Below are 23,390 nucleotides of genomic sequence, written 5' to 3'. Positions count from 1 at the left end.
GACTGGATGGTTACAAAAACAATGTTCATAGAAAATGAAATGCTATTAAATACAATTCGTAGGTTAGGTGATAACTCTAAAGAAAGCTACGTTATTTTTGATGCAACAAATAATCATTGCGTATTAGAATGTAATGATTCTTTTTGTAAGCTTATAAATACTACACGTTCAAAAATAATAAATAACGATTATTTTTCATTGATTGGCAACGGAGAACAGACAACTATAGAAAAGATTAAACAAAAAATACATAGCGGAGTCATAGTCCAAGCAAAATGGCACCATAATTGTTTCGATAAACCTCCTTTTTGGGCAGAGATACAAGCACTCCCATTTCAAAATAATAAAAATGAAACTTTATTTGTACTAGTATTCGTGAAGGATGTTACGTACTATCACACCGAGGAATTTTTAATGCGCCTTGAGAAAGATATGTACGAAGCGATCGAAAAGGACAATTCCTTTGATAAAAAAATGAGCATTCTTTGTAGTAGCCTAGATGAATTTTTTATGCCGAATATATCAAGTATGGTTCTTGTCAAAACGGAGGCAGATCAATTACGAATTTTTAATGGGAATGATAAAATAAAAGGTTTACCGGAGTGTTGTGAGAACAAATTTTTTAAGAGAGTTATGCAAGGAGAGTCATCCATTCTAATTAAGAGCTTGGATGAAATTGATATTCCAATAGAACATAAAATGTTTGCCAATGCCTCTAAAAAGCTATTTGGATGGTTTATGCCAATATACAATCAACAACAGCAAGCAATTGGATTATTTGCGATATTTTTAGAGCAACATAGTAGTGATCAGAAGTTTTTTGAAAGTTTGTTTCGAAAAATTGGAGCTCTTATTGCATTGGCATACTCGTATGCAAAAACGCAAAAAAGAATATGGAATTTAGCCTATACCGATATCACAACGGGGCTACCTAATAGGCATGGTTTTTTAAACAAGGTAGAAAAAAGATACGGTGAAAATGGCCATATCAAAATTTTAAAGCCAAGCGAATTCCCTCAAATTGTCGAGTTATATGGTCGTGAAGCGGGAGATGAGCTTTTAAGACAAATTGCCAAACGTTTAAATGAAGAGAATTATGATCATAACGAATATATTGCTAGATTTACAAGTTCTAGTTTAATCATTTCAAATGTGACATCCGATGAAGGTTTCTTAAATTATGAAAGGCGTATAAAAGAGATTATTCGCCAGCCCTTTATTGTAGGTGGAAAGCAAATTTATATTACACTGAAAACGGGAATTGCTCTATATAATGATGAAATAAAAATTGCAGATGCGATCCGCTTTGCAGATAATGCTGTATCATTTGCGGCCAATAAACCAGGTACCCATACGGAAATATTTACGCAAGAAAGAAATGATGTGCTTGAGCAGCAAATGACAGTGTTAAACCATTTGGCACAAGCATTAAAAAACAAAGAAATCTCGGTGAATTTACAGCCAAAGGTTGATTTACGGACAGGTGAAATTCAAAGTATTGAAGCGCTCGCTCGCTGGATTTCTCCAAAACTCGGTTTCGTGTCTCCGGCAATCTTTATTCCAGTGGCGGAAAGTGCGGGGAAGGTACGCGAAATCGATATTCAAATATTAGAGTTAGTTCTTTCGTGGTTAGCAAGGCGTAAAAGATTAGGGAAAAAATTAGTGAAGGTAGCAGTAAATATTTCGCCGGATCATTTTTACTATGCTAATTTTGTGCAGGATACATTGGAGCTTGTTCAGAAATACGAAATAGATCCGAAATATATCATTTTAGAAGTAACGGAAACCATTGGCCTAGTCGATTTTCAAACCGCTTTTTCTATTATTCAGGAATTAAAGGGATACGGCTTTGAAACTTCGGTAGATGATTTTGGAACAGGATTCTCATCACTAAGTTATTTACAAAGACTACCGTTTACTGAATTGAAGATAGATCGAAGCTTTATTAATGCTATTAATGATGCTGCGACACTCGCTATTGTCCGATCCATTATACAATTAGCATTAAACCTAGGAATGACTTCAGTCGCAGAAGGTATTGAAAGTAAAGAGCAGGTTGAGATTTTACGCGCACTCGGCTGTACGGTTGGACAAGGTTACTTCTATTATAAGCCGATGACAATAGAACAGTTAGATGCAATACTGGATGAATAATCGCTATTATATGTAGTAAACATTCTTGAAAAGGAATTGTCCCAAATTTATTTTTGAGACGACTCCTTTTTTCTGTTATACTAGGTGAGATAAAAATGAAATCCGAACGGTTAGGAGAGAATCCCTTTGAGCAAAGTATACGTATTTGATCATCCACTAATCCAACATAAGTTAACTTATATTCGTGATAAGAATACAGGAACAAAAGAATTTCGTGAGCTAGTAGACGAAGTTGCAACATTAATGGCATTCGAAATTACACGTGATATGCCAGTAGAGGAAATTGAAATTGAGACACCTGTTACAGTCGCTAAGACAAAAGTACTTTCTGGTAAGAAAATTGCGATTGTACCGATCTTACGTGCAGGTATTGGCATGGTAGATGGTGTATTAAATCTAATTCCAGCTGCAAAAGTTGGTCATATCGGTCTTTATCGTGACCCAGAAACTTTAAAACCTGTAGAATACTATGCAAAACTTCCTGCAGATGTTGAAGAACGTGATTTCATCATTGTAGACCCAATGCTTGCAACTGGTGGATCAGCAGTGGAAGCGATCAACTCACTGAAAAAACGTGGTGCGAAAAGCATTAAATTCATGTGCTTAATCGCAGCTCCAGAGGGTGTAAAAGAAATTCAAGAACAGCATCCAGATGTAGATATTTATATTGCTGCACTTGATGAAAAATTAAATGACCATGGCTACATTGTCCCTGGTTTAGGTGATGCAGGCGACCGCTTATTCGGTACGAAGTAATACTGAGCAGTTCGTTGATTCATTTAGTATGAAAATTTTGGGAAACCAATAACTTTTGAGAGCGTCCTTCAATATTGAAGGACGTTTCATACTATGTAAGGCGAATTACTTCTCTTGAAGTCCGACACTTGCTTAATATTATGCAAATCAATGAGAGTAAAGCACTTTTCATACAAATATAACAAAGGACGGTGCAATTCATTTTGATGAAAAAATGGAAAGTAATGACTATTTTCGGTACGAGACCAGAGGCAATTAAAATGGCTCCACTTGTATTGGAATTACAAAAACATCCTGAGCAAATAGAATCGATTGTAACGGTAACAGCCCAACATCGCCAAATGCTCGATCAAGTTTTAGACACATTTAAAATTACACCAGACTATGATTTAAATATTATGAAGGATCGTCAAACATTAATTGATGTGACGACTAATGCATTACAAGGCTTAGATAAAGTCATGAAAGAAGCAAAACCGGATATTGTTCTAGTACATGGCGATACTGCAACAACTTTCATTGCAAGCTTGGCTGCATTTTATAACCAAATTGCTATCGGACATGTGGAAGCAGGTCTTCGAACTTGGAATAAGTATTCACCATATCCAGAGGAGATGAACCGCCAGTTAACAGGTGTTATGGCTGACCTACATTTCGCACCGACGGAAGTGTCGAAGAAAAACCTTTTAGATGAAAATAAAAACCCTGAAACTATTTTTGTTACTGGTAACACAGCTATCGATGCATTAGCTACAACAGTAAGTGAACATTACACACATCCTGTGTTAGAAAAAATAGGTTCAGATCGTATGATTCTATTAACAGCACATCGTCGTGAAAATCTAGGTGAACCTATGCGTCATATGTTCAGAGCAATTACTAGAATTTTAGCAGAACATGAGGATGTACAAGTTGTATATCCAGTCCATATGAACCCAGCTGTACGAGAAATAGCGAATGAGATTTTAGGAGATAATAAGCGTGTACATTTAATTGAACCTCTTGAGGTCTTCGATTTCCATAACTTTGCGGCTAATTCATATATGATTTTAACTGATTCTGGCGGCGTCCAAGAAGAAGCACCTTCATTAGGCAAACCAGTTTTAGTACTTAGAGATACAACAGAGCGCCCAGAAGGTATTGCTGCGGGAACTCTAAAACTAGCAGGGACGGAAGAAGAAACAATCTACTCTCTAGCTAAGCAATTAATAGAAGATAAAAATGCCTATGAAGCAATGGCTAAAGCTTCAAATCCTTACGGTGATGGACATGCTTCTGAGCGTATTGTGAAGGCTCTTCTAGGTTTTTTACAAAAAAGCAAGCAATAGCCCTTTTTAAAAACAAAAAATGAGTCTAATGTACTAATCGTGATGGCTGAGCTAATTTACGAGCATAAATGTGTCGTAGATTAGCTTTTTTTTGCACAAACGTGAACTTTGATTTTGAAATTATGAATTTCCATACACAAATTTGTCAACAATTTGACAAGAGTATAGTGGCTGTGAAGTTTTTCTCCTTTACTAATTGACTTCAAATATCTCCTATTGTATGCTTACAAAGGGTAATAATGATAAGGGTTTCAAATCGTAAATAGAGGTTGAAACGCTTGTTACATCAAGTTTCTACTAAATTGACAGTTCAAACTAAAAACTGTCGATTTGCAACGTTTTGTGCGTTTCGGGGTGTAAGACATTTTTAGGGATTTACACCTGTAATTTCAAAATGACTCTCTCCCGTTACTATTCCGCTGTGAGTAGTGTTTTTCACTGCTCTTTTCTGATTTCACATAGTGGTCAGCAAACGTTTCTTTACTCGAAAAAATGATTCAGGAGATTATAAACCAATGCTAGATTTGCATCACATTTTTGCTGTGCAGAAGAGAGCGTTATTTTTTTTGCTCGCACTCTGTGCATTAGGCTGGGGATTTACACCCTATCAGACGGTTTTTGCGGGCATCGCAATCGGTGCATTCTTTGGTACGTATAATTTTTGGATTTTAGTTCGCCGTATGGAGAAGTTTGATCGATCCATTAGTGAAGGGAAGAAAGTAGGCTCACTTGGTACAGCGCTTCGCTTTGCATCAGGTGTAGCGGCAGTCGCTTTAGCCATTTCGTTGCCAAACTATTTTCACTTGATTAGCACGGTCATAGGGCTAATGATTCCGTACGTTTTTCTCTTTGTCGAGAGAATTGTGTCACATGTAAGGAACCGCTAATGTGCTTTAAATTAGAAAGAGAGGTGAAAAATAACAATGAATCATGAAGCTCCATTAAAAGTAGTTGATTTTGGTTTGTTCAAACTTACGTTCAACCTTTCAACTGTTATGATGTTACTAGTTGCGGCCGTAATCGTTTTCTTAATCGCATTTATCTCAACTAGAAGCCTAAAGTTAAAACCTACTGGCATGCAAAACTTTATGGAATGGATTATGGATTTCGTAAAGAACATCATAAAAAGCAACATGGACTGGAAAACTGGTGGACGATTCCATATTTTAGGTATCACGCTAATTATGTTTATCGCTGTATCTAACTTATTAGGTCTTCCATTCTCTATCGCCTATAACGGCGAACTATGGTGGAAATCTCCTACAGCTGACCCAACTGTTACAATGACGCTTGCAGCAATGATTTTAGCCTTAACACATTTCTATGGTATTAAAATGAAGGGGACAGGCCATTATGTTGGTACATTCTTCAAACCAATGTCATTCATGTTCCCGCTAAAAATCGTTGAAGAATTTGCGAATACTTTAACATTAGGTCTTCGTCTTTACGGTAACATTTATGCAGGTGAGATTTTACTTGGCTTAATCGCAAGTTTAGCTGTTACGGGTCCAGTCGGATTCATCGGAGCAATCGTTCCAATGATGGCATGGCAAGGTTTCTCTATTTTCATCGGCTTTATCCAAGCCTTTATCTTCACAATGTTAACAATGGTTTACATTGCTCATAAAGTGAGCGATGACCATTAATATAAAGCATATTCTTTATGCTTGAACCCAAAAAAACAAACAATTCCAAGGAGGAAATTTTCAAATGACAGGTTCATTAGGTTTATTAGCAGCAGCAATCGCAATCGGTTTAGGTGCACTTGGTGCAGGTATCGGTAACGGTCTTATCGTTTCAAAAACAGTAGAAGGTATCGCTCGTCAACCAGAAGCTCGTGGCGTTCTTCAAACTACAATGTTCATCGGGGTTGCATTAGTTGAAGCCCTACCAATCATCGCAGTAGTAATCGCATTCATCGTAATGAACAAATAATTCAGTTGTATACTGAATTCTAGTGGCGAAGCAGGAATCTCTAGATGAAACTTCGCCCTTCATTTTGGAACTGATAAAAGCTATGTGAAAATATAGCTTTTTAAAATAGGTAGTTTTTCAAGTAATTAAATTATTATGTTGAAGTTAAAGCTCTTGAAGGGAGTGAAACAATCGTGTTTTTAGATTATCTTGTACTAGGCAGCGCTGAGCCAGGTTTCAATGGTGGTGATATCGCCGCAACATTAATAATCTTCTTAGTGTTAATGCTTTTACTTAAAAAGTTCGCTTGGGGTCCACTTATGGGCATCATGCAACAACGTGAAGAATTAGTCGCTAGTGAAATCGAAGCAGCTGAAAAAGCGCGCAAAGATTCTCACCAATATTTAGAAGAACAAAAGAGCCTTCTTAAAGAAGCTCGTACGGAAGCACAATCGATTGTTGAAGGCGCTAAGAAGCAAGGCGAAACGCAAAAAGAAGAAATTCTTACTGCAGCTCGTAATGAAGCTAACCGCTTAAAAGAATCGGCTTTACGTGAAATTGAGTCTGAAAAAGAAAAAGCTATTGCGGCTGTACGTGATGAAGTCGTTTCATTATCTGTACTTGCAGCATCTAAAGTCCTTAGCAAAGAGATTTCTGAGGCTGACAACCGTGCTCTAATTGAAGAGACGATTGCGAAGGCAGGGGAAGCTCGATGAGTAATTCAACTGTAGCAAAACGTTACGCACAAGCGCTATTTGAATTAGCGCAACAAAAAAACATTCTTGCTGAAGTTGGAGCAGACTTAAACGAGCTAACAAAAGTAGTCAAAGAATCTCCTGATTTTTTAACACTTTTAAATGCTCCTAAGTTCTCTATCGAACGTAAGAAACAAATGGTAGCTGAAATCTTTGCAGGTGCAACTTCAGAGGTTGTACACACAGTTCAACTACTTGTTGAGAAAAAACGTGTAAACGAAGTGAAGCTTATTGCGAACGCATATGCTGAGCTTGCTGCACAGGCACAAGGTTCTGCAGATGCAACAGTATTCTCTACTCGTGCACTTTCTGCTGAAGAAAGCGCTAATATTTCTACAACATTTGCGAAACTTGTAGGGAAACAAACATTAAACATTACAAACGAAATTGATCCATCACTTCTTGGTGGTATTCGTGTTCAAATCGGTAATCATATTTATGATAGCTCAGTAGCGAACAAGCTTGAGCGCCTAAAACGTGAATTAATCGGTTAATAATTTAGAAATGTGAGAGGTGACATACATGGGCATCAAGGCTGAAGAAATCAGCAGTCTGATTAAACAACAGATTGAGAATTATGAATCTGAACTTAAAGTAAGCGAAGTTGGTACAGTTATCCGTATTGGTGACGGTATCGCACTTGCTCATGGCCTCGACAACGCCATGGCTGGAGAGCTTTTAGAGTTCTCTAACGGTGTTATGGGTATGGCTCAAAACCTAGAAGAAGGTAACGTTGGTATCGTAATCTTAGGTCCATACGCAGACATCAAAGAAGGCGATGAAGTTCGTCGTACAGGTCGTATCATGGAAGTACCAGTTGGTGAAGAACTAATTGGCCGTGTTGTAAACCCACTTGGTCAACCAGTGGATGGACAAGGTCCAATCAATACAACAAAATCTCGTCCAATCGAAAGTCCAGCTTTCGGTGTAATGGCTCGTAAATCAGTACACGAACCACTACAAACTGGTATCAAAGCGATTGACGCTTTAGTACCAATCGGTCGTGGTCAACGTGAGTTAATCATCGGTGACCGTCAAACTGGTAAAACATCAGTAGCAATCGATACAATCTTAAACCAAAACGGTGAAAACATGATTTGTATCTACGTTGCTATTGGTCAAAAAGAATCAACTGTACGTGGTGTAGTTGAAACGTTACGTAAGCACGGTGCATTAGATTATACAATCGTTGTAACGGCTGCTGCGTCTCAACCAGCTCCATTACTATACTTAGCACCATTTGCTGGTGTTTCTATGGCAGAAGAATTCATGTTACAAGGTAAGCATGTATTAATCGTGTATGATGATCTTTCTAAACAAGCATCAGCTTACCGTGAACTTTCACTTCTTCTACGCCGTCCTCCAGGTCGTGAAGCATACCCTGGTGATGTTTTCTACTTACACAGTCGCTTACTTGAACGTGCTGCGAAGTTAAATGAAACATACCAAAATGGTTCTATTACAGCTCTTCCATTCGTTGAGACACAAGCTGGGGATATCTCTGCATACATCCCAACTAACGTAATCTCAATTACTGATGGACAAATTTTCTTACAATCTGACTTATTCAACTCAGGTGTACGTCCAGCGATTAACGCCGGTCTTTCTGTATCACGTGTAGGTGGATCTGCTCAAATTAAAGCGATGAAAAAAGTTGCGGGTACACTACGTCTTGACTTAGCTGCATTCCGTGAGCTTGAATCATTTGCTCAATTTGGTTCTGATTTAGATAAAATCACACTTGCTAAACTTGAGCGTGGTAAACGTACGGTTGAAGTTCTTAAACAAGACCTAAACAAACCACTTAAAGTTGAAAAACAAGTTGCCATCCTTTATGCCTTAACTAAAGGTCACTTAGATGATATTCCAGTACAAGATATCGTTCGTTTTGAAAATGAATTCTTAAGCTGGTTAGAATCAAACCACACAAACGTTTTAGATCACGTTCGTACTACAAAAGAGCTTGCTCCTGATGCGGATTACGTTGAAGCAATCAATGCATTCAAAAAAACTTTCGCTAAATCAGAATAAGTTCGAGCTAGTCACTTGATTAAAAAACAAAAGGTGGTGAAATACCAGTGGTAAACTTACGCGAAATAAAAGGTCGTATTAATTCTACAAAGAGTACGAAACAAATTACGAAAGCGATGCAGATGGTTTCTTCTTCAAAGTTACGTCGTGCAGAGCAAAACGCTAAAGCGTACGTTCCTTACATGGAAAAAATCCAGGACGTAGTAGGCGCGATCGCTTCAGGAACAAAAGACAGTGGACATCCAATGTTAACTGCTCGTCCTGTTAAGAAAACAGCTTACTTAGTCATTGGTTCTGACCGTGGTCTTGCAGGTGCTTACAACTCAAGTATCCTACGTCAAGTGCAACGTACAATTGACGAGCGTCATAAATCAAAAGACGAATACGTTATTTTAGCAGTAGGTCGTGTTGTTCGTGACTACTTCGTGAAACGTGATCATAATGTCATCAGCGATGTTGTCGGTCTTCCGGACCAACCATCATTTGCTGATATTAAAGAAATCGCTCGTAAAGCTGTTGGTATGTTCACTGATGGTACGTATGATGAACTTTATATGTACTACAATCACTTTGTCAGCGCAATTGCTAGCGAAGTGACAGAGAAAAAACTTCTTCCATTAACGGATCTTGCACCTGCTAGCAGTAATGCTTCTTACGAATTCGAGCCATCTGGTGAAGCAATTCTTGAAGTATTACTTCCACAATACGCGGAAAGCTTAGTTTACGGCGCATTATTAGATGGAAAAGCAAGTGAACATGCTTCTCGTATGACGGCTATGAAAAATGCAACTGATAACGCTTCTGATCTTATTTCAGACCTTTCATTGCAATATAACCGTGCACGTCAAGCGGCGATTACACAAGAAATTACAGAAATCGTTGGTGGAGCTGCAGCCTTAGAATAGGCCAGCTTCCCAATGTCGTATAAGAATACGATAGGAGGGTACACAGTAATGAATAAAGGACATGTTATTCAAGTAATGGGTCCAGTTGTTGACGTAAAATTTGACAATGGCCAATTACCAGCAATCTATAACTCATTAACAGTTAAGATTGAACGTCCTAATGAAGAACCAACAATTCTTGCATTAGAAGTTGCTCTTCATTTAGGTGATGATTCTGTTCGTACAATTGCAATGTCATCTACTGATGGCTTACAACGTGGAGCAGAAGTAACAGACTCAGGAAAAGCTATCTCAGTACCAGTTGGTGAAGTTACTCTAGGTCGTGTATTCAACGTACTTGGAGAAGTAATCGACTTAGGTGAAGAGATTCCAGCAGACGTTCGTCGTGATTCAATTCACCGCGAAGCACCAGCTTTCGATGAACTTTCAACTACTGTTGAAATTCTTGAAACAGGTATCAAAGTAGTAGACTTATTAGCACCATATATCAAAGGTGGTAAAATCGGTCTATTCGGTGGTGCCGGTGTAGGTAAAACAGTATTAATTCAAGAATTAATCAATAACATCGCACAAGAGCACTCAGGTATCTCTGTATTCGCTGGTGTAGGTGAGCGTACTCGTGAAGGGAACGACTTATTCTTCGAGATGAGCGATTCAGGCGTTATCAAGCAAACAGCGATGGTATTCGGTCAAATGAACGAGCCACCTGGTGCACGTATGCGTGTAGCTTTAACTGGTCTTACAATGGCAGAATACTTCCGTGATGAGCAAGGTGCAGACGTACTTTTATTCATCGACAATATCTTCCGTTTCACACAAGCAGGTTCTGAGGTTTCTGCCCTATTAGGTCGTATGCCTTCTGCGGTAGGTTACCAACCAACACTTGCAACTGAAATGGGTAAATTACAAGAACGTATCACATCAACTAACAAAGGTTCTGTAACTTCTATTCAAGCGATCTATGTACCAGCCGATGACTATACTGACCCGGCTCCAGCTACAACTTTCGCCCACTTAGATGCAACTACTAACCTTGAGCGTAAATTATCAGAAATGGGTATCTACCCTGCGGTTGACCCATTAGCTTCGACTTCTCGTGCTTTATCACCAGAAATCGTAGGCGCTGAGCACTACGCAATCGCTACTGGTGTACAACGTACAATCCAACGTTACCGTGAATTACAAGATATCATTGCTATCTTAGGTATGGATGAATTATCTGATGAAGATAAACAAACAGTAGAACGTGCTCGTCGTATTCAATTCTTCTTATCTCAAAACTTCCACGTTGCGGAACAATTTACTGGTCAAAAAGGTTCTTATGTACCTGTTAAAGAAACTGTTCGCTCATTCAAGGAAATCCTTGATGGCAAATGGGATCACCTACCAGAAGATGCTTTCCGTCTAGTTGGTTCTATTGATGAAGTAGTTGAAAAAGCGAAAAGCATGGGCGTAGAGGTTTAATACTAGGGACGAGGAGGAAAAAATATGAAGACAGTTCTAGTCAATATTGTCACTCCCGACGGCCCAGTATACGATTCTGAAGTATCAATGGTAATCGCTAAAACAACTTCAGGTGAAATCGGTGTTCTTGCAGGCCATATTCCTATGGTTGCTCCACTTGCAATTGGTGCAGTGAAGCTGAAAAAAGAAGACGGTTCAACTGAACTTGTTGCCTTAAGCGGTGGTTTTATTGAAGTTCGTCCTGAAAAAATCTCAATTTTAGCACCTTCTGCTGAAATTGCTGAAAGCATCGATGTTAAACGTGCTAAAGAAGCCGTTAAACGTGCTGAAGGTCGTCTTCAAGGTAAACAAGAAAACATTGATTTCAAACGTGCTGACCTAGCATTAAAACGTGCGTTGAATCGTATCAACGTTCATGAGGGTAATATCTAATTCAAATTTTAACGGGCAGATTCAACATCTGTCCGTTTTTTAACATTATGCTACCGTTTGAGAGTATCGCTAGAGGAATTAATATGGAGGAACCAACATGGAAATATATGAGGCAATAGGTCAGGAAGCGTTAATAGGGATTTTATCGCATATATTTTTTATCGCTATTACTTTTTATGCGCTACAAGCGTTTTTGCTAGAAAAAATCTTTAAGAAGAATAAAGTTTTTCAAATTCAATTAATTTATATCTTATTAAGTATTGCGATAGGATCAGCCGTGTCTAATTTCTTTCTACAAATTTCAAACTGGTCAGGGAAGCTTCCGTATTTATTTTAATAGCCCCTAATTACTATCTTTATGTTAGTAATGAAATCTACATGTTTCACAGGGCTTTATAACATAATTTATGTGGTCCTTTGAAATATGTAAAAAATTAGATTAAATACTTTCAGCAGTTGTTTTGGTAGCGAAAGCAAAGTGACAGCTACAAATGTTTCCGTAGCGACAGTTACAGTAGTCTCCCATCCCATAAGGTGGTAAGATGAATTCGGACATAATTATGCCTCGGAAAAATTGATATAAATCCATTAGATTTGGTTTTTGTTCACAAATTCATGGGTATATATTAGAAATTTACGCTTTTCTTCCGTGTTATTGGTCATTCACAAAAAAAAAAATCATGCGTACAATAAATAAATAGCAAAATATCAATAAATGACGTAAAATAGTGATTTGGATGCTTGAACGAGCGTAAGAAAAGTTGTACTATAGAGTTGTTTGTTTACTGATTATGACATTATACTTCTTGTTAAAATAAAATTTTGATAGGTTAATAGATTGAATTCGGAGGGACATAGGGTGGAAAAAATAATAGTGACTGGCGGCCAAAAGCTACAGGGGAAAGTGCGCGTAGAGGGCGCAAAAAATGCAGTGTTACCAATCCTAGCAGCGGCTTTACTTGCCTCTAAAGGAGAAAATGTAATTAAAGAAGTCCCTAACTTAGCAGATGTCTTTACTATAAACGAAGTACTAAAAAGTCTAAATGCGGCTGTTACATATATACCTGAGGACAACACAGTATATATAGATACAACAAAAGAACTTTCTAGTGAAGCTCAATTTGAATTTGTCAGTAAAATGCGTGCATCGATTTTAGTGATGGGTTCTTTACTTGCTCGAAATGGTTATGCTCGTGTTGCTTTACCTGGGGGCTGTGCAATCGGTTCCCGTCCAATTGAATTACATTTAAAGGGCTTTGAAGCTATGGGCGCAAAAATCTCATTTGGTCATGGATATGTAGAGGCGAAGGCTGAAGGCCGTTTAAAAGGCGCAAATGTGTATTTGGACTTCCCGAGTGTTGGGGCAACAGAAAATATTATGACAGCAGCAGCCTTAGCGCAAGGAACAACTGTAATTGAAAATGCAGCAAAAGAGCCTGAAATTGTAGATCTTGCAAACTTCATTAATAGTATGGGTGGTCGAGTTATCGGTGCAGGTACGAATACAATTCGTATCGAAGGAGTCGATACATTATATGGAACTGAACATCATATTATTCCTGACCGTATTGAAGCTGGAACATTTATGGTTGCAGCAGCAATTACAAAAGGGGATGTAACGATTGAAAATGCTGTTCCTGAGCATATGACAGCATTAATTGCAAAGATGCGTGAAATGGGTGTAGAAATAACTGAGCTAGATGAAGGAATCCGTGTACGTGCTCCTAAAACATTAAAAGCTGTTGATATTAAAACTATGCCACATCCAGGCTTCCCGACAGATATGCAATCTCAAATGATGGCCTTGATGTTAACGGCTGAAGGTACGAGTATTATTACAGAAACGGTTTTTGAAAATCGTTTTATGCATGTTGAAGAGTTCCGTCGTATGAATGCCGGTGCTAAAATAGAAGGACGTTCTGTGTTTATCGAAGGGCCAGTAAACCTTCAGGGGGCTGAAGTAATGGCGACTGATTTACGAGCTGCGGCTGCACTAATTTTAGCAGGTCTTGTATCTGAAGGTGTGACTAGAGTTACAAAGCTTCATCACTTAGATCGCGGTTATGTAGACTTCCATGGTAAGCTAGCTGCACTTGGCGCACAGATTGAACGTGTATCACTTGAAGAAGTTATCATTGAAGAGAAAACAACGGTTGAATTACCAACAAACTAAATAGATCTATAAACCCTTTGCTTATGAGCAGAGGGTTTTTTTCTATGTTAAGGAAACTGTATATTTTTTGCCTAAAATGAGCGCTTTGGCACGTTAGTTCTGTTTTATCGGAAAGATTTTGAGATTTATCGGAACAATTTTATATTTTATCGGGAAGATTCTAAGATTTATCGGAATGATTTTTGTTTTTATCGGAACAATTACCATCTGTTGTGTGGCCACATATTTTGAAGGAATTCAGCATATTATTCCTTATGAAAAAATGGATAATGAGTATAGGCATAATTTGTTTGATGGGAGCATTATATATGCTTCCTGTGGCATTTAGTGAGAGACGTACGGTTGAGGATGCGCCTTCAACTGCAGAACAAGCTTGTGAAATATTCATAGAAGTGGAGGGACAACAGGAGAAAATCCCTTTAGAAACGTATGTGACGGGTGTAGTAGCTGCAGAAATGCCTGTTTCATTTAAAAAAGAAGCTTTAAAGGCCCAAGCTATTGCAGCAAGGACATACGCGTTGAAATCGACAAATAACGGTAAAATAGCTATCGCTCCTACTGTTGCTAGACAAGTTTTTTACGATAAGGAGCAAAGAAAGGCGAATTGGACTAGCAATTTCCCGGGGAATGAAAAGAAAATTGTCGAGGCTATTAACGAAACGAAAGGACAAGTTCTTCTATATAATAATGAATTAATTACGGCAATGTTTCACTCTACTAGCAATGGGAAAACAGAAAGTGCCTACGATTTTAGTGGCAATGATGTACCTTATTTACAAAGCGTTGCGAGTATGTCGGATCTATCATCACCAAAGTTTTCAGCGATGAAAGAATGGACATTATCTGAATGGAATGCACTGTGGCCTATTAAATGGCAAGCAAGTGATTTCAACCGTGTACAGTTCTTTTTAAATGATACAGGACGTGTTGACCGCATGCAGTTAGGTAAGAATGTATGGTCAGGGAGAGAAGTTCGAACACTTTTGCAAATATCGTCAACGGATTTTAAAATTTCATATGATTCCACCGCTGGAAAAGTGCAAGTGAGTACAAAAGGATATGGGCATGGTGTAGGAATGAGTCAATATGGAGCAGAGGCATTGGCAAGCGATGGGAAAACTGCTGCCGAAATTTTACACTATTATTATCAAGATATTGAAATAAAAAAGATAGATGCATGTTTAAAATAACTTCTAGTTGTTCACACTGCAACTAGAGGTGATGAAAATGAGAGAGGATAAAAATAGTAAAACTTCTCAAAATCAAGATGAAAAAGTTCAATTACAGAAGAAACCATGGTTTTGGCCAGCAGTTTACGCTGGTGGTGCTCTAATGCTAGCAGGTTTGTTACTTGGTTACAATAGTCTCGTATCAAAAGTAGAAGAGGCTCCGTTACCAAATGTAGCAGAAGTAGATTCAGGTCCTGTAGTTGAAACAAATGCAAAAACAGAAACAATGAAGTACCCGTTCAAGGAAGCGAATCTTAGTAAGATTCAAGTTTCACAAGAGTTTTATGAAGTAGAGGCTAATGCAGAGTCGCGTGAAAAAGCACTAATGGTATTTAATCAAACATTTACGACATCTTCCGGTATAACTCTTTCTATGAACGGTGAAGAATTCGAAGTACTTGCTGCTTTAAGTGGTAAAGTAAAACAAGTAAAACTTGATGCATTTACAGGCAATAAAATTGTTATTGAGCATGCAAATGGTATGGAAACAAATTATAGCTCTGTAAAAGACATTGCTGTTAAGGAAGGCGATGAGGTAACACAAGGTCAAGTACTTGGCAAAGCTACTGACAATGAGTGGAACCAATCAGCTGGCGTTAACTTGCATTTTGAAGTACTAGAAAACGGAAAATATATTAATCCGAAAAAATTACTAGCCTTTTAATTTATTTCAGTAGAAGTCTCTCACCTCTATAGGCGAGAGACTTTTGCTGGTTTAGGCCACTTGATATCAATGTTGATAGGATAATTCGTAGATTTCAAATATAGTAAATGATAATTTTACATTGAGAGAAGCGAATACTAAAAAATGCATAAAAAATCGGTATTTTATCGTGAAAATGTAAAACGTGTTCTGAATAGCTTTGTCCTCACATAAGGTGAAGAAATGCGCAGACGTGCATCTGATGCCATTTGTGAAATTGTGTGGAAAGGACGAAGAACGTGCACGAGCACATTCGGAAGCGCTGCATACGCCTCGGTGAATTATTGATTGAGACGCGTGAGACTGTGCGTGTCCTCGCGAAAATGACAGGTTATTCAAAAAGTACGGTGCACAAAGATTTGACAGAGCGACTGCCAACAATTCATGAAGCATTAGCTGAGCAAGTAAAGGAAATACTCGCCTACCATAAGGCCGTACGTCATATTCGTGGAGGAGAGGCAACGAAAAACAAGTGGAAAGAAAGAGCGAGTCATGAATGATTCGTTCTTTTTTTGATGTTGAGGACAAGCTAGATATATTTCCTATTTATTTACATAATCAAGGATTTATTATTACTCAAAGTTATGAGAAGACATTTGAAAAAAAATCGTTGATCTTCGTTTCGACTGGGCGAGTTCTTGGGGATCAGCATCACAGATAAGACCCTGGAGCGAGCAAGGAGGGGAACGAAGGCTAAAAGCATCTGTTGCCCTAAGTGGCTTATCTGACGCTCTCATTCGGAACGGAATCAGTCCCACATTAGGTGATGAATCAAAAAAATTGTCTTAACGATTTCTTCTTTTCAATAAGTGTTCATATAATTGAAAGAATGAAGTTCTATTCACTAAAATTAGGTGTAATTACCAATAGGATATGATAAAATATTCTAGATAAACAGATAAAAATGAACGTTATGTAGTTGGAAATGGCGGGAAGGAGAAATTATAAAATGTTTTCGAAGGATATTGGCATTGACTTAGGAACTGCGAACGTATTAATACACGTTAAAGGTAAAGGAATCGTCTTAAATGAACCATCCGTTGTGGCGATTGATAAAAAAACTAATAAAGTATTAGCGGTGGGGGAAGAGGCTCGCCAAATGGTAGGTCGTACACCGGGTAACATTACTGCAATTCGCCCATTACGAGATGGTGTCATTGCAGATTTTGACGTTACAGAAGCGATGCTAAAACATTTCATCAACAAATTAAACGTCAAAGGATTTTTAGCTAAGCCACGTATTTTAATTTGCTGTCCAACAAACATTACTAGTGTTGAACAAAAAGCTATCCGTGAAGCTGCAGAAAAATCAGGTGGAAAAAAAGTATACTTAGAAGAAGAACCAAAAGTTGCCGCTATTGGAGCAGGCATGGATATATTCCAACCTAGCGGCAATATGGTAGTCGATATTGGCGGCGGAACAACAGATATTGCAGTCCTATCAATGGGTGATATTGTAACGAGTGAGTCCATTAAGGTGGCAGGAGACATTTTTGATAATGATATTTTACAATATATTAAAAAAGAATATAAATTGCTAATCGGTGAACGTACTGCAGAAGCTATAAAAATTACTATCGGTACAGTCTTTAAAGGCAGCAGAAACGATTCAATGGACATTCGTGGCCGAGACATGGTGACAGGCCTACCACGTACAATAACGATTCAATCCGAGGAGATTGAACATGCACTACATGAATCCGTTGCAATGATCGTTCAATCTGCAAAAAATGTTTTAGAAAAAACACCACCTGAGTTATCAGCTGATATAATTGATCGTGGGGTCATTATTACAGGCGGTGGCGCATTACTACACGGTATGGACCAGCTATTAATCGAAGAGCTAAAGGTACCTGTGTTCATTGCGGAGCAACCTATGGATTGTGTAGCAATAGGTACAGGCATTATGCTTGAAAATATTGATCGAGTTCCCGCATCCCTATAAAAATACAATGAGGTGATTCCTTTGTTTAAAGGGTTTTATACAGTTGCAACTGGTATGATTGCACAACAAAGACGAACAGAATTACTTACCAACAATTTATCAAATGCGAATACACCAGGATATAAAGCAGACCAATCAACAATTCGCTCATTTCCTGACATGCTCATGTCAAGTGTAGGAAAAACAAATGCACCTGCTAATCAGCAATCAGGCTCTCAATATATGAGTCAAGTTGGTGCAGTAAATACAGGGATTTATATGCAAGAAACATTACCAAATTACATACAAGGCCAAATCTATAGCACTGATTTCACGACAGATATGGCTTTGATCGATGGAAACTTACCACAAAATGAAGATGGCACTAATGGATCTATTTTCTTCCGTTTAGCACATCCAGATGGTGGTGAATCATATACACGCAACGGGAATTTTACATTAGATGGTCAAGGCTATTTAGTTAATCCACAGGGACTGTATGTGCTATCAGACAGAGGTCAGCGCATCCAGCTACCGAATGATGATTTCCGCCTAGATGAGAACGGGGCAATTTTTGTTAATAATCAGCAAGTAGCTCGTGTTGGAGTATCATTTGCAGCGAATCCGAACATGCTAAGTAAACAGGATAATGGCTTAATGCGAACAGAAAATGGGCAGAACTTACCGACAGCTTACGGTGCCAATGGCGTATCCTTTACACTGCGTCAAAATTATCTAGAGGGCTCAAACGTAGATTCTAGTCGCACAATGACTGATTTAATGACAGCATATCGCGCTTTCGAAGCTAACCAAAAAGTGTTACAGGCTTATGATCGCAGCATGGAAAAGGCTGCCAATGAAATCGGGAAAGTATAATAGGCGAACTGGAGGCGTTTGAACATGCTACGTACAATGATGACAGCAACAAACACAATGGGGCAATTACAAAATAAACTAGATACTATTAGTAATAACATTGCCAATAGCAATACAGTCGGTTATAAAACACAAGAAGCTACATTTAATGAACTGCTGTATCAGCAATTTAATAATGATAAGCAAGACCGTGCTGACCGACAATCACCTGTTGGTATCCGTTATGGCTCAGGTGCAATGCTTGGACAAATCCAATCAAATCAAAAGCAAGGTTCTTTACAAACAACAAACCGCGATCTTGATTTAGCTTTTACTAAACCAAAGCAATATTTTAATGTTTTGATGCCAGAAGGTGAAAATGGCACAAAAACAGTGTATACTCGTCAAGGTGACTTTTATTTATCACCATTAAATAATGGAACAGTAATGGTTGTAACTGCAGATGGATATCCATTGGCAAACTCAGCAGGACAAGCTATTACATTACCGGATAATGTAAAAAGTTTTGCTATTAGTAATGGGGGCGTATTAGAGGCATCCTATCCAAATGGAGATATTATTCGTACTGATTTAGCAGTGACAGAGTTCCAAAAGCCACAGCTAATGGAGAAAATCTCTGGCTCCTATGTTGGATTGCCGAATAACTTAGCTCAGCTTGGATATACACAAGCTGAAGTTGTCACTGAATTACAAGGAGCAAATCGTCAGCAAATTGGCATGCAGAGTGGTTCGCTAGAAATGTCGAATGTAGATCTTTCAAAGGAAATGACGGATTTAATTCAGACGCAGCGTTCTTATCAATTCAATGCAAGAGCTGTAACTTTAGCAGACCAAATGCTTGGGCTCATTAATGGTATTCGATAGTAAATCCGTTATTACTGTTTAGTAAGTAATGAAGAGGAGTACAATCTATGACAAACGATTCAAGTCGAGGTTCTATGCAAACTAAAGAAACCGATACGCCACCAGAAGAGAAGGAACACGGCTCAAATGGAGAGCAACGAGAGGTTCGATGGGTGCAAATACGGCTGATTCCGATTTGGCTACGCGTTGTACTTATTATCATCTTAGTTGTTGTTGCAGCAGTTTTAGGTGCAATGTTTGGCTATAGTGTAATTGGACAAGGTAAAGCCATGGACGTTTTCAAACCAGAAACATGGCAGCATATATTTGATATTATGAATGGTAAAGAATAAAATTATTCTTTACCATACTTTGTGTTTACATAAGAATTAAGGGGGAAAAGGAAATGTTAACAGCTGAGCAAATTCAAGCAATTTTACCACATCGTTATCCTTTTTTATTCGTTGATCGTATCGTTGAATTAGAAGAAGGTAAACGTGCAGTCGGTTTAAAAAATGTCTCTATGAACGAAGACTTTTTTAATGGGCATTTTCCGGGCTATCCAGTAATGCCTGGAGTTTTAATTGTAGAGGCGCTAGCACAAGTTGGTGGTGTAGCGTTATTAAACGCGGATGAATTCAAAGGTCGTCTAGCTTTCTTGACGGGTATTGATAATTGTCGTTTCAAGCGCCAAGTAGTACCGGGAGATCAACTTCGATTAGAGGTAGAATTCGTGAAACTACGTGGAGTAATGGGCAAAGGTCACGGTGTGGCGACAGTCGATGGAGAATTAGTATGTGAAGCGGATATTTTATTTGCCATTGGGCCTGAGCAACCAAAACAGGCTTAATTTGCAATTATAGGCTAAAAGATATAAAATAATGATGTTCGAATAATGACTTTACTGTTAATCTTTTAATAGTTTATCTTTATTCTGCGCTCGCAGGTAGAGTAGTTAAAGATAGGATTTAGATGTTTTATAAAAATGCAATGGCGTATATGTGATTGTGTATTGAAATACATGTAATTTTAGTTTTGTTTTTAAAACGTAGGAGGATTATATAGATGTATAAGGAATTGTCTTCAGGTGTTAAAATTAGCATTACGCGTTCGATTTCAACATCTTTTGAATCATACTTAGCAAGTATTGATTGGAAAGAAGAGCGTTTTTCTATGGAAGACTTCATTGCTAGCTGGCAATCTTATTTTCAAGAAAATGCCGCATGGATCGAAAAAATCCCAGCAGATGTTTTGATGAGTACTGAATTCCATGAAGAGATGGCGCATAAAATCGATGAAGTAATTGCAAAAATTTTAAATGAAGAACCAACAGCTAAGCAAATTGAAACAATCGAGGCATTGCAAAAAGAGCTAGGTACAAACTATAGCTACAATTGTAAAGCAGAAGCAGCCTACATTGAACAATTGTTAAAAGAAAAACAAAAATAGTTTGTACAAAAATCGGATAGTTCCCTCCTTTCCCGGGCAATCTATGTAGGATCACAAATGCACACGTTGTATTTGATGACATAGCATCGAGAAAGGAGGAATTTTTCTATGTGGAGAATGTCATTTTTGGCAATTATTCTTGCTGCTTTATTCCTTGGAGGTTGTAACTGGGGAAACAGAGCTGTTGAAACAAGACCGGTGGAGAATGTTAAACACGACGTTCGCCGTGGTGTTGACAAAGTAGAAGACGTTGTTGAGCCGACTCGAAGAAATGACGTATACAATCGTGACGTAAATGGTGTTAACCGTAACACTGTTCTTCCTGAAGCTACAACTCCAGGCACTACTACTACACCAAGAACAACAACACCAGGTACAACAACAGTACCAGGAACAACAACAACACCAGGAACAAATGCTGATTTAAATGGTACAAACACTGTTCCAAATAACGGCGTTGTGAAAGAAAAGATCGTCGAAGAGAAAGTAACGCGATAATATAAAAAAGAGTGCTTCCGGTTAATGGAGGTGCTCTTTTTTCTTTTCGAATTCGCGAAGGGCGGAATATCTGCGCGGGAGAGAAGTGAATACCGGAGGAGAGAAGTGAATATCCGCGGGAGAGAAGTGAATACTGCGGGAGAGAAGTGAATATCCGCGGGAGGGAAGTGAATATCCGCGGAAGAAAGGTAAATACCCGCGGAAGAAAGGTAAATACCCGCGGAAGAGAAGTGAATGCCTGCGGGAGAGAGGTAAATACCCGCGAAGAATGTAAATCCTCCGAAGAAAAGTGATAAACCCAGTAAATATCCTCAAGAAGAGCGGAAAAATGGCTTAATATAGTCCACTAAATTTTCGGGTAGTTGATAAACGCGATTTTTATAAGAACCTGTATAAGGAAATTGAAATTTTCTAAGTAAGCGATTTGCGGCATCACTGGAATGAATAGCGGAGAATTCACGTAACTGTTTATTGGTAATTGTTGATCCAATTAAGTATCGATAATCTTGTAAAGCTTCAGCAAATATTTCTTCGCTTGCAAATTGACAGTACGAACATTTCCATATCCCGCGAGAATAATGCATTTGTGACTTGTATTGGCATTTCGGACAAAGTACGCCGTGGCGATATCTTGATGAATCAATAGGAGCGGGAAATTTCGGTGACTGATGTCTACTATGGAGCTGCTGAGCAATTTGAGTTAGCTGGTCATCGCTTAAAATTGATTTTGTATATTTTCTAAAAAGGGAATGAAGATGTTTTTGAAGTCCTGAAACATGGAAAATCGGAATTGTATTTGGATGACTTGCAATGATAGCAGAGGGATTAGCGATGATAACCGCACCCTCAATGGGGAGAGAATAGTTTTGGAAAATAACTTTAAGAAATTGCATATGTCGCTGGGTCTGAGTAATTGCATTTGGAAATCCTTCAACAGTACCATCTGGTTTTGTTCGAATACATTGATGAGTACTATCGTCAAAATCAAGACGTCCGTTAATATTTTTTATTTCAACAACTAGCATAAAATTACTGCATATGAAAAGTGTATCGAGTTGATGTGAATGCTGTGCAGAATTTATCAGAATTAAATTATGTAACACTAAAAAAGTGTAGGGACATAATAATTCAAGCCATTCACGGTCAACTTTCTTTTCACCGGCATAGCCAGCATCGAATCTTCTGAATTGCTCATGATAATAGTTGAAATCAGGGTCCTCTTCGAACATCCGTCTCTTTAATGCCTCAAGCCACAATAATTTTAAGGGCTTTTCCCTAATAGCAATATTCAAGTGTAGGTTACCTCCTATAATTTTTAAACCGTATTTTACCTTAAAATCTCTATCTGTCCAATAAAAAAACGATGCAAATTTTTGCATCGTTCAATCAAGTTCAATCATTTTTGAGTTTTGGTCTTTCTTTCATATCATGCGTGAAGCGGTCCAATAAGTTATCTAAAGTAACTCCCTCAGCTAGTAACTCGGCAAGTAATTGCTCGGCATATTTCGAGCGTTTTGTCTTTAGCGTCCCTTTTAAAAGGACAGAAATGTGCTCGCCAATTTCTTGAACTGTATGTACGACAACCTGGAAAGGAGCAGGCTCATTATCTGGGAATGAAATAACTGCACGTACATTAAAGACAGTAGCACTCGCTAAAAGTTCTTCGAAAGTTGAACGATATTGCCGGTCCATAAATAGTTCAAGAATCCAAGATTGATGGCTGTTTTCCTGGTTAATAATTATACCATCGACTAAAGGGAAAGGTTGCTTGCCGTCTTTTGTGACAAGGTCAAAGGAAAGCATCTTAAATGTTTTCAATATGTAATATCCTCCTAAGTCGGTCATCTATTTTAGTATAACATATTCAGGTAGTCCTGTTTACGAAAGGACCAATACTGTATTTTTGCACAATCTGCAAAAACAGCGAAACTTCATATTTCAACAATTAGCATTTGC

26 protein-coding genes are annotated in these 23,390 nt (G+C 38.2%); 24 read left to right on the top strand and 2 right to left on the bottom strand.

The window, feature by feature from the left end; genetic code table 11:
• The first annotated feature begins 6 nt into the window (after positions 1–6).
• The 24 genes from ACFVT8_RS19330 to ACFVT8_RS19215 all read left to right on the top strand — a co-directional run bounded on the left by ACFVT8_RS19330 (position 7) and on the right by ACFVT8_RS19215 (position 21,434).
• Positions 7–2,154, top strand: a complete 2,148-nt coding sequence (locus ACFVT8_RS19330) for an EAL domain-containing protein (RefSeq protein WP_387083879.1) — start codon at positions 7–9, stop codon at positions 2,152–2,154.
• A 126-nt stretch (positions 2,155–2,280) separates the two neighbouring features.
• The gene (gene upp, locus ACFVT8_RS19325) at positions 2,281–2,910 is read left to right on the top strand and encodes a uracil phosphoribosyltransferase (protein ID WP_370044630.1); all 630 of its coding nucleotides are present in this window, start codon (positions 2,281–2,283) and stop codon (positions 2,908–2,910) included.
• Positions 2,911–3,113: 203 nt separating this feature from the next.
• Complete coding sequence (gene wecB, locus ACFVT8_RS19320) at positions 3,114–4,238, top strand: non-hydrolyzing UDP-N-acetylglucosamine 2-epimerase (RefSeq protein WP_387083877.1); 1,125 nt, start codon at positions 3,114–3,116, stop codon at positions 4,236–4,238.
• 515 nt (positions 4,239–4,753) lie between these two features.
• Complete coding sequence (locus ACFVT8_RS19315; RefSeq protein ID WP_249075151.1) at positions 4,754–5,125, top strand: ATP synthase subunit I; 372 nt, start codon at positions 4,754–4,756, stop codon at positions 5,123–5,125.
• A 36-nt stretch (positions 5,126–5,161) separates the two neighbouring features.
• On the top strand, positions 5,162–5,884 hold the full coding sequence (gene atpB, locus ACFVT8_RS19310; RefSeq protein ID WP_387083874.1) for a F0F1 ATP synthase subunit A: 723 nt from the start codon (positions 5,162–5,164) through the stop codon (positions 5,882–5,884).
• 64 nt (positions 5,885–5,948) lie between these two features.
• Complete coding sequence (atpE, locus tag ACFVT8_RS19305; RefSeq protein WP_132360362.1) at positions 5,949–6,173, top strand: F0F1 ATP synthase subunit C; 225 nt, start codon at positions 5,949–5,951, stop codon at positions 6,171–6,173.
• 173 nt (positions 6,174–6,346) lie between these two features.
• Positions 6,347–6,868, top strand: coding sequence for a F0F1 ATP synthase subunit B (atpF, locus tag ACFVT8_RS19300; protein WP_387083872.1), 522 nt, complete (start codon positions 6,347–6,349; stop codon positions 6,866–6,868).
• Complete coding sequence (locus tag ACFVT8_RS19295) at positions 6,865–7,401, top strand: F0F1 ATP synthase subunit delta (RefSeq protein ID WP_387083870.1); 537 nt, start codon at positions 6,865–6,867, stop codon at positions 7,399–7,401. Before atpF ends, ACFVT8_RS19295 begins: the two co-directional genes overlap by 4 nt.
• A gap of 28 nt (positions 7,402–7,429) precedes the next feature.
• The gene (gene atpA / locus ACFVT8_RS19290) at positions 7,430–8,938 is read left to right on the top strand and encodes a F0F1 ATP synthase subunit alpha (RefSeq protein WP_323654276.1); all 1,509 of its coding nucleotides are present in this window, start codon (positions 7,430–7,432) and stop codon (positions 8,936–8,938) included.
• Positions 8,939–8,985: 47 nt separating this feature from the next.
• Positions 8,986–9,843, top strand: coding sequence for an ATP synthase F1 subunit gamma (gene atpG / locus ACFVT8_RS19285; RefSeq protein ID WP_053484440.1), 858 nt, complete (start codon positions 8,986–8,988; stop codon positions 9,841–9,843).
• A gap of 48 nt (positions 9,844–9,891) precedes the next feature.
• On the top strand, positions 9,892–11,307 hold the full coding sequence (gene atpD, locus ACFVT8_RS19280) for a F0F1 ATP synthase subunit beta (RefSeq protein WP_053484439.1): 1,416 nt from the start codon (positions 9,892–9,894) through the stop codon (positions 11,305–11,307).
• Between the two features lie 24 nt (positions 11,308–11,331).
• Complete coding sequence (locus tag ACFVT8_RS19275) at positions 11,332–11,739, top strand: F0F1 ATP synthase subunit epsilon (RefSeq protein ID WP_387083866.1); 408 nt, start codon at positions 11,332–11,334, stop codon at positions 11,737–11,739.
• A 97-nt stretch (positions 11,740–11,836) separates the two neighbouring features.
• Positions 11,837–12,076, top strand: a complete 240-nt coding sequence (locus ACFVT8_RS19270; RefSeq protein WP_323654280.1) for a DUF1146 family protein — start codon at positions 11,837–11,839, stop codon at positions 12,074–12,076.
• A 522-nt stretch (positions 12,077–12,598) separates the two neighbouring features.
• Positions 12,599–13,912 (top strand): UDP-N-acetylglucosamine 1-carboxyvinyltransferase, encoded by a 1,314-nt coding sequence (gene murA / locus ACFVT8_RS19265; RefSeq protein WP_387083864.1) that lies wholly within the window; start codon positions 12,599–12,601, stop codon positions 13,910–13,912.
• Positions 13,913–14,220: 308 nt separating this feature from the next.
• Positions 14,221–15,102, top strand: a complete 882-nt coding sequence (gene spoIID / locus ACFVT8_RS19260; protein WP_387083861.1) for a stage II sporulation protein D — start codon at positions 14,221–14,223, stop codon at positions 15,100–15,102.
• Positions 15,103–15,139: 37 nt separating this feature from the next.
• Positions 15,140–15,805 (top strand): peptidoglycan DD-metalloendopeptidase family protein, encoded by a 666-nt coding sequence (locus tag ACFVT8_RS19255; protein ID WP_387083859.1) that lies wholly within the window; start codon positions 15,140–15,142, stop codon positions 15,803–15,805.
• Positions 15,806–16,083: 278 nt separating this feature from the next.
• Positions 16,084–16,344 (top strand): sporulation transcriptional regulator SpoIIID, encoded by a 261-nt coding sequence (locus ACFVT8_RS19250; RefSeq protein WP_053484600.1) that lies wholly within the window; start codon positions 16,084–16,086, stop codon positions 16,342–16,344.
• A gap of 449 nt (positions 16,345–16,793) precedes the next feature.
• Positions 16,794–17,789, top strand: a complete 996-nt coding sequence (gene mreB, locus ACFVT8_RS19245; RefSeq protein ID WP_387083856.1) for a rod shape-determining protein — start codon at positions 16,794–16,796, stop codon at positions 17,787–17,789.
• A 21-nt stretch (positions 17,790–17,810) separates the two neighbouring features.
• Positions 17,811–18,644, top strand: a complete 834-nt coding sequence (locus ACFVT8_RS19240) for a flagellar hook-basal body protein (protein WP_387083854.1) — start codon at positions 17,811–17,813, stop codon at positions 18,642–18,644.
• Between the two features lie 24 nt (positions 18,645–18,668).
• Positions 18,669–19,508 carry a flagellar hook-basal body protein gene (locus ACFVT8_RS19235; protein WP_387083852.1) on the top strand — a complete coding sequence of 280 codons (840 nt, stop codon included), beginning with the start codon at positions 18,669–18,671 and terminating at the stop codon, positions 19,506–19,508.
• Between the two features lie 47 nt (positions 19,509–19,555).
• On the top strand, positions 19,556–19,840 hold the full coding sequence (locus ACFVT8_RS19230) for a DNA-directed RNA polymerase subunit beta (RefSeq protein WP_053484430.1): 285 nt from the start codon (positions 19,556–19,558) through the stop codon (positions 19,838–19,840).
• 53 nt (positions 19,841–19,893) lie between these two features.
• On the top strand, positions 19,894–20,337 hold the full coding sequence (fabZ, locus tag ACFVT8_RS19225; protein WP_053484429.1) for a 3-hydroxyacyl-ACP dehydratase FabZ: 444 nt from the start codon (positions 19,894–19,896) through the stop codon (positions 20,335–20,337).
• A gap of 215 nt (positions 20,338–20,552) precedes the next feature.
• The gene (locus ACFVT8_RS19220) at positions 20,553–20,936 is read left to right on the top strand and encodes a hypothetical protein (protein WP_387083850.1); all 384 of its coding nucleotides are present in this window, start codon (positions 20,553–20,555) and stop codon (positions 20,934–20,936) included.
• Positions 20,937–21,044: 108 nt separating this feature from the next.
• Complete coding sequence (locus tag ACFVT8_RS19215) at positions 21,045–21,434, top strand: hypothetical protein (protein ID WP_387083848.1); 390 nt, start codon at positions 21,045–21,047, stop codon at positions 21,432–21,434.
• Between the two features lie 311 nt (positions 21,435–21,745).
• On the opposite strand, the gene ACFVT8_RS19210 is transcribed toward ACFVT8_RS19215, so the two are convergent.
• Entirely contained in the window at positions 21,746–22,726 is a 981-nt protein-coding gene (locus ACFVT8_RS19210; protein WP_387083846.1) for a nuclease-related domain-containing protein, read from the bottom strand.
• Positions 22,727–22,826: 100 nt separating this feature from the next.
• A complete protein-coding gene (locus ACFVT8_RS19205; protein ID WP_387083844.1) occupies positions 22,827–23,252 on the bottom strand; it encodes a YwpF family protein in 426 nt (141 codons plus the stop codon).
• Between the last annotated feature and the right edge of the window lie 138 nt (positions 23,253–23,390).

Source organism: Lysinibacillus sp. NPDC058147 (assembly GCF_042884205.1).
Lineage (GTDB): Bacteria > Bacillota > Bacilli > Bacillales_A > Planococcaceae > Lysinibacillus.
Note: the sequence above shows the minus strand (reverse complement) of the source record. Positions and strands in the feature narration are given on the sequence as shown.

Excerpts from the sequence above, each read along its gene's own strand:
- ACFVT8_RS19330 (WP_387083879.1), top strand. The coding sequence starts at position 7 with ATGGTTACAAAAACAATGTTCATAGAAAATGAAATGCTATTAAATACA.
- ACFVT8_RS19315 (WP_249075151.1), top strand. The coding sequence starts at position 4,754 with ATGCTAGATTTGCATCACATTTTTGCTGTGCAGAAGAGAGCGTTATTT.
- atpB (WP_387083874.1), top strand. The coding sequence starts at position 5,162 with ATGAATCATGAAGCTCCATTAAAAGTAGTTGATTTTGGTTTGTTCAAA.
- atpE (WP_132360362.1), top strand. The coding sequence starts at position 5,949 with ATGACAGGTTCATTAGGTTTATTAGCAGCAGCAATCGCAATCGGTTTA.
- ACFVT8_RS19295 (WP_387083870.1), top strand. The coding sequence starts at position 6,865 with ATGAGTAATTCAACTGTAGCAAAACGTTACGCACAAGCGCTATTTGAA.
- atpA (WP_323654276.1), top strand. The coding sequence starts at position 7,430 with ATGGGCATCAAGGCTGAAGAAATCAGCAGTCTGATTAAACAACAGATT.
- atpD (WP_053484439.1), top strand. The coding sequence starts at position 9,892 with ATGAATAAAGGACATGTTATTCAAGTAATGGGTCCAGTTGTTGACGTA.
- ACFVT8_RS19275 (WP_387083866.1), top strand. The coding sequence starts at position 11,332 with ATGAAGACAGTTCTAGTCAATATTGTCACTCCCGACGGCCCAGTATAC.
- ACFVT8_RS19270 (WP_323654280.1), top strand. The coding sequence starts at position 11,837 with ATGGAAATATATGAGGCAATAGGTCAGGAAGCGTTAATAGGGATTTTA.
- spoIID (WP_387083861.1), top strand. The coding sequence starts at position 14,221 with ATGCTTCCTGTGGCATTTAGTGAGAGACGTACGGTTGAGGATGCGCCT.
- ACFVT8_RS19255 (WP_387083859.1), top strand. The coding sequence starts at position 15,140 with ATGAGAGAGGATAAAAATAGTAAAACTTCTCAAAATCAAGATGAAAAA.
- mreB (WP_387083856.1), top strand. The coding sequence starts at position 16,794 with ATGTTTTCGAAGGATATTGGCATTGACTTAGGAACTGCGAACGTATTA.
- ACFVT8_RS19235 (WP_387083852.1), top strand. The coding sequence starts at position 18,669 with ATGCTACGTACAATGATGACAGCAACAAACACAATGGGGCAATTACAA.
- ACFVT8_RS19230 (WP_053484430.1), top strand. The coding sequence starts at position 19,556 with ATGACAAACGATTCAAGTCGAGGTTCTATGCAAACTAAAGAAACCGAT.
- fabZ (WP_053484429.1), top strand. The coding sequence starts at position 19,894 with ATGTTAACAGCTGAGCAAATTCAAGCAATTTTACCACATCGTTATCCT.
- ACFVT8_RS19220 (WP_387083850.1), top strand. The coding sequence starts at position 20,553 with ATGTATAAGGAATTGTCTTCAGGTGTTAAAATTAGCATTACGCGTTCG.
- ACFVT8_RS19215 (WP_387083848.1), top strand. The coding sequence starts at position 21,045 with ATGTGGAGAATGTCATTTTTGGCAATTATTCTTGCTGCTTTATTCCTT.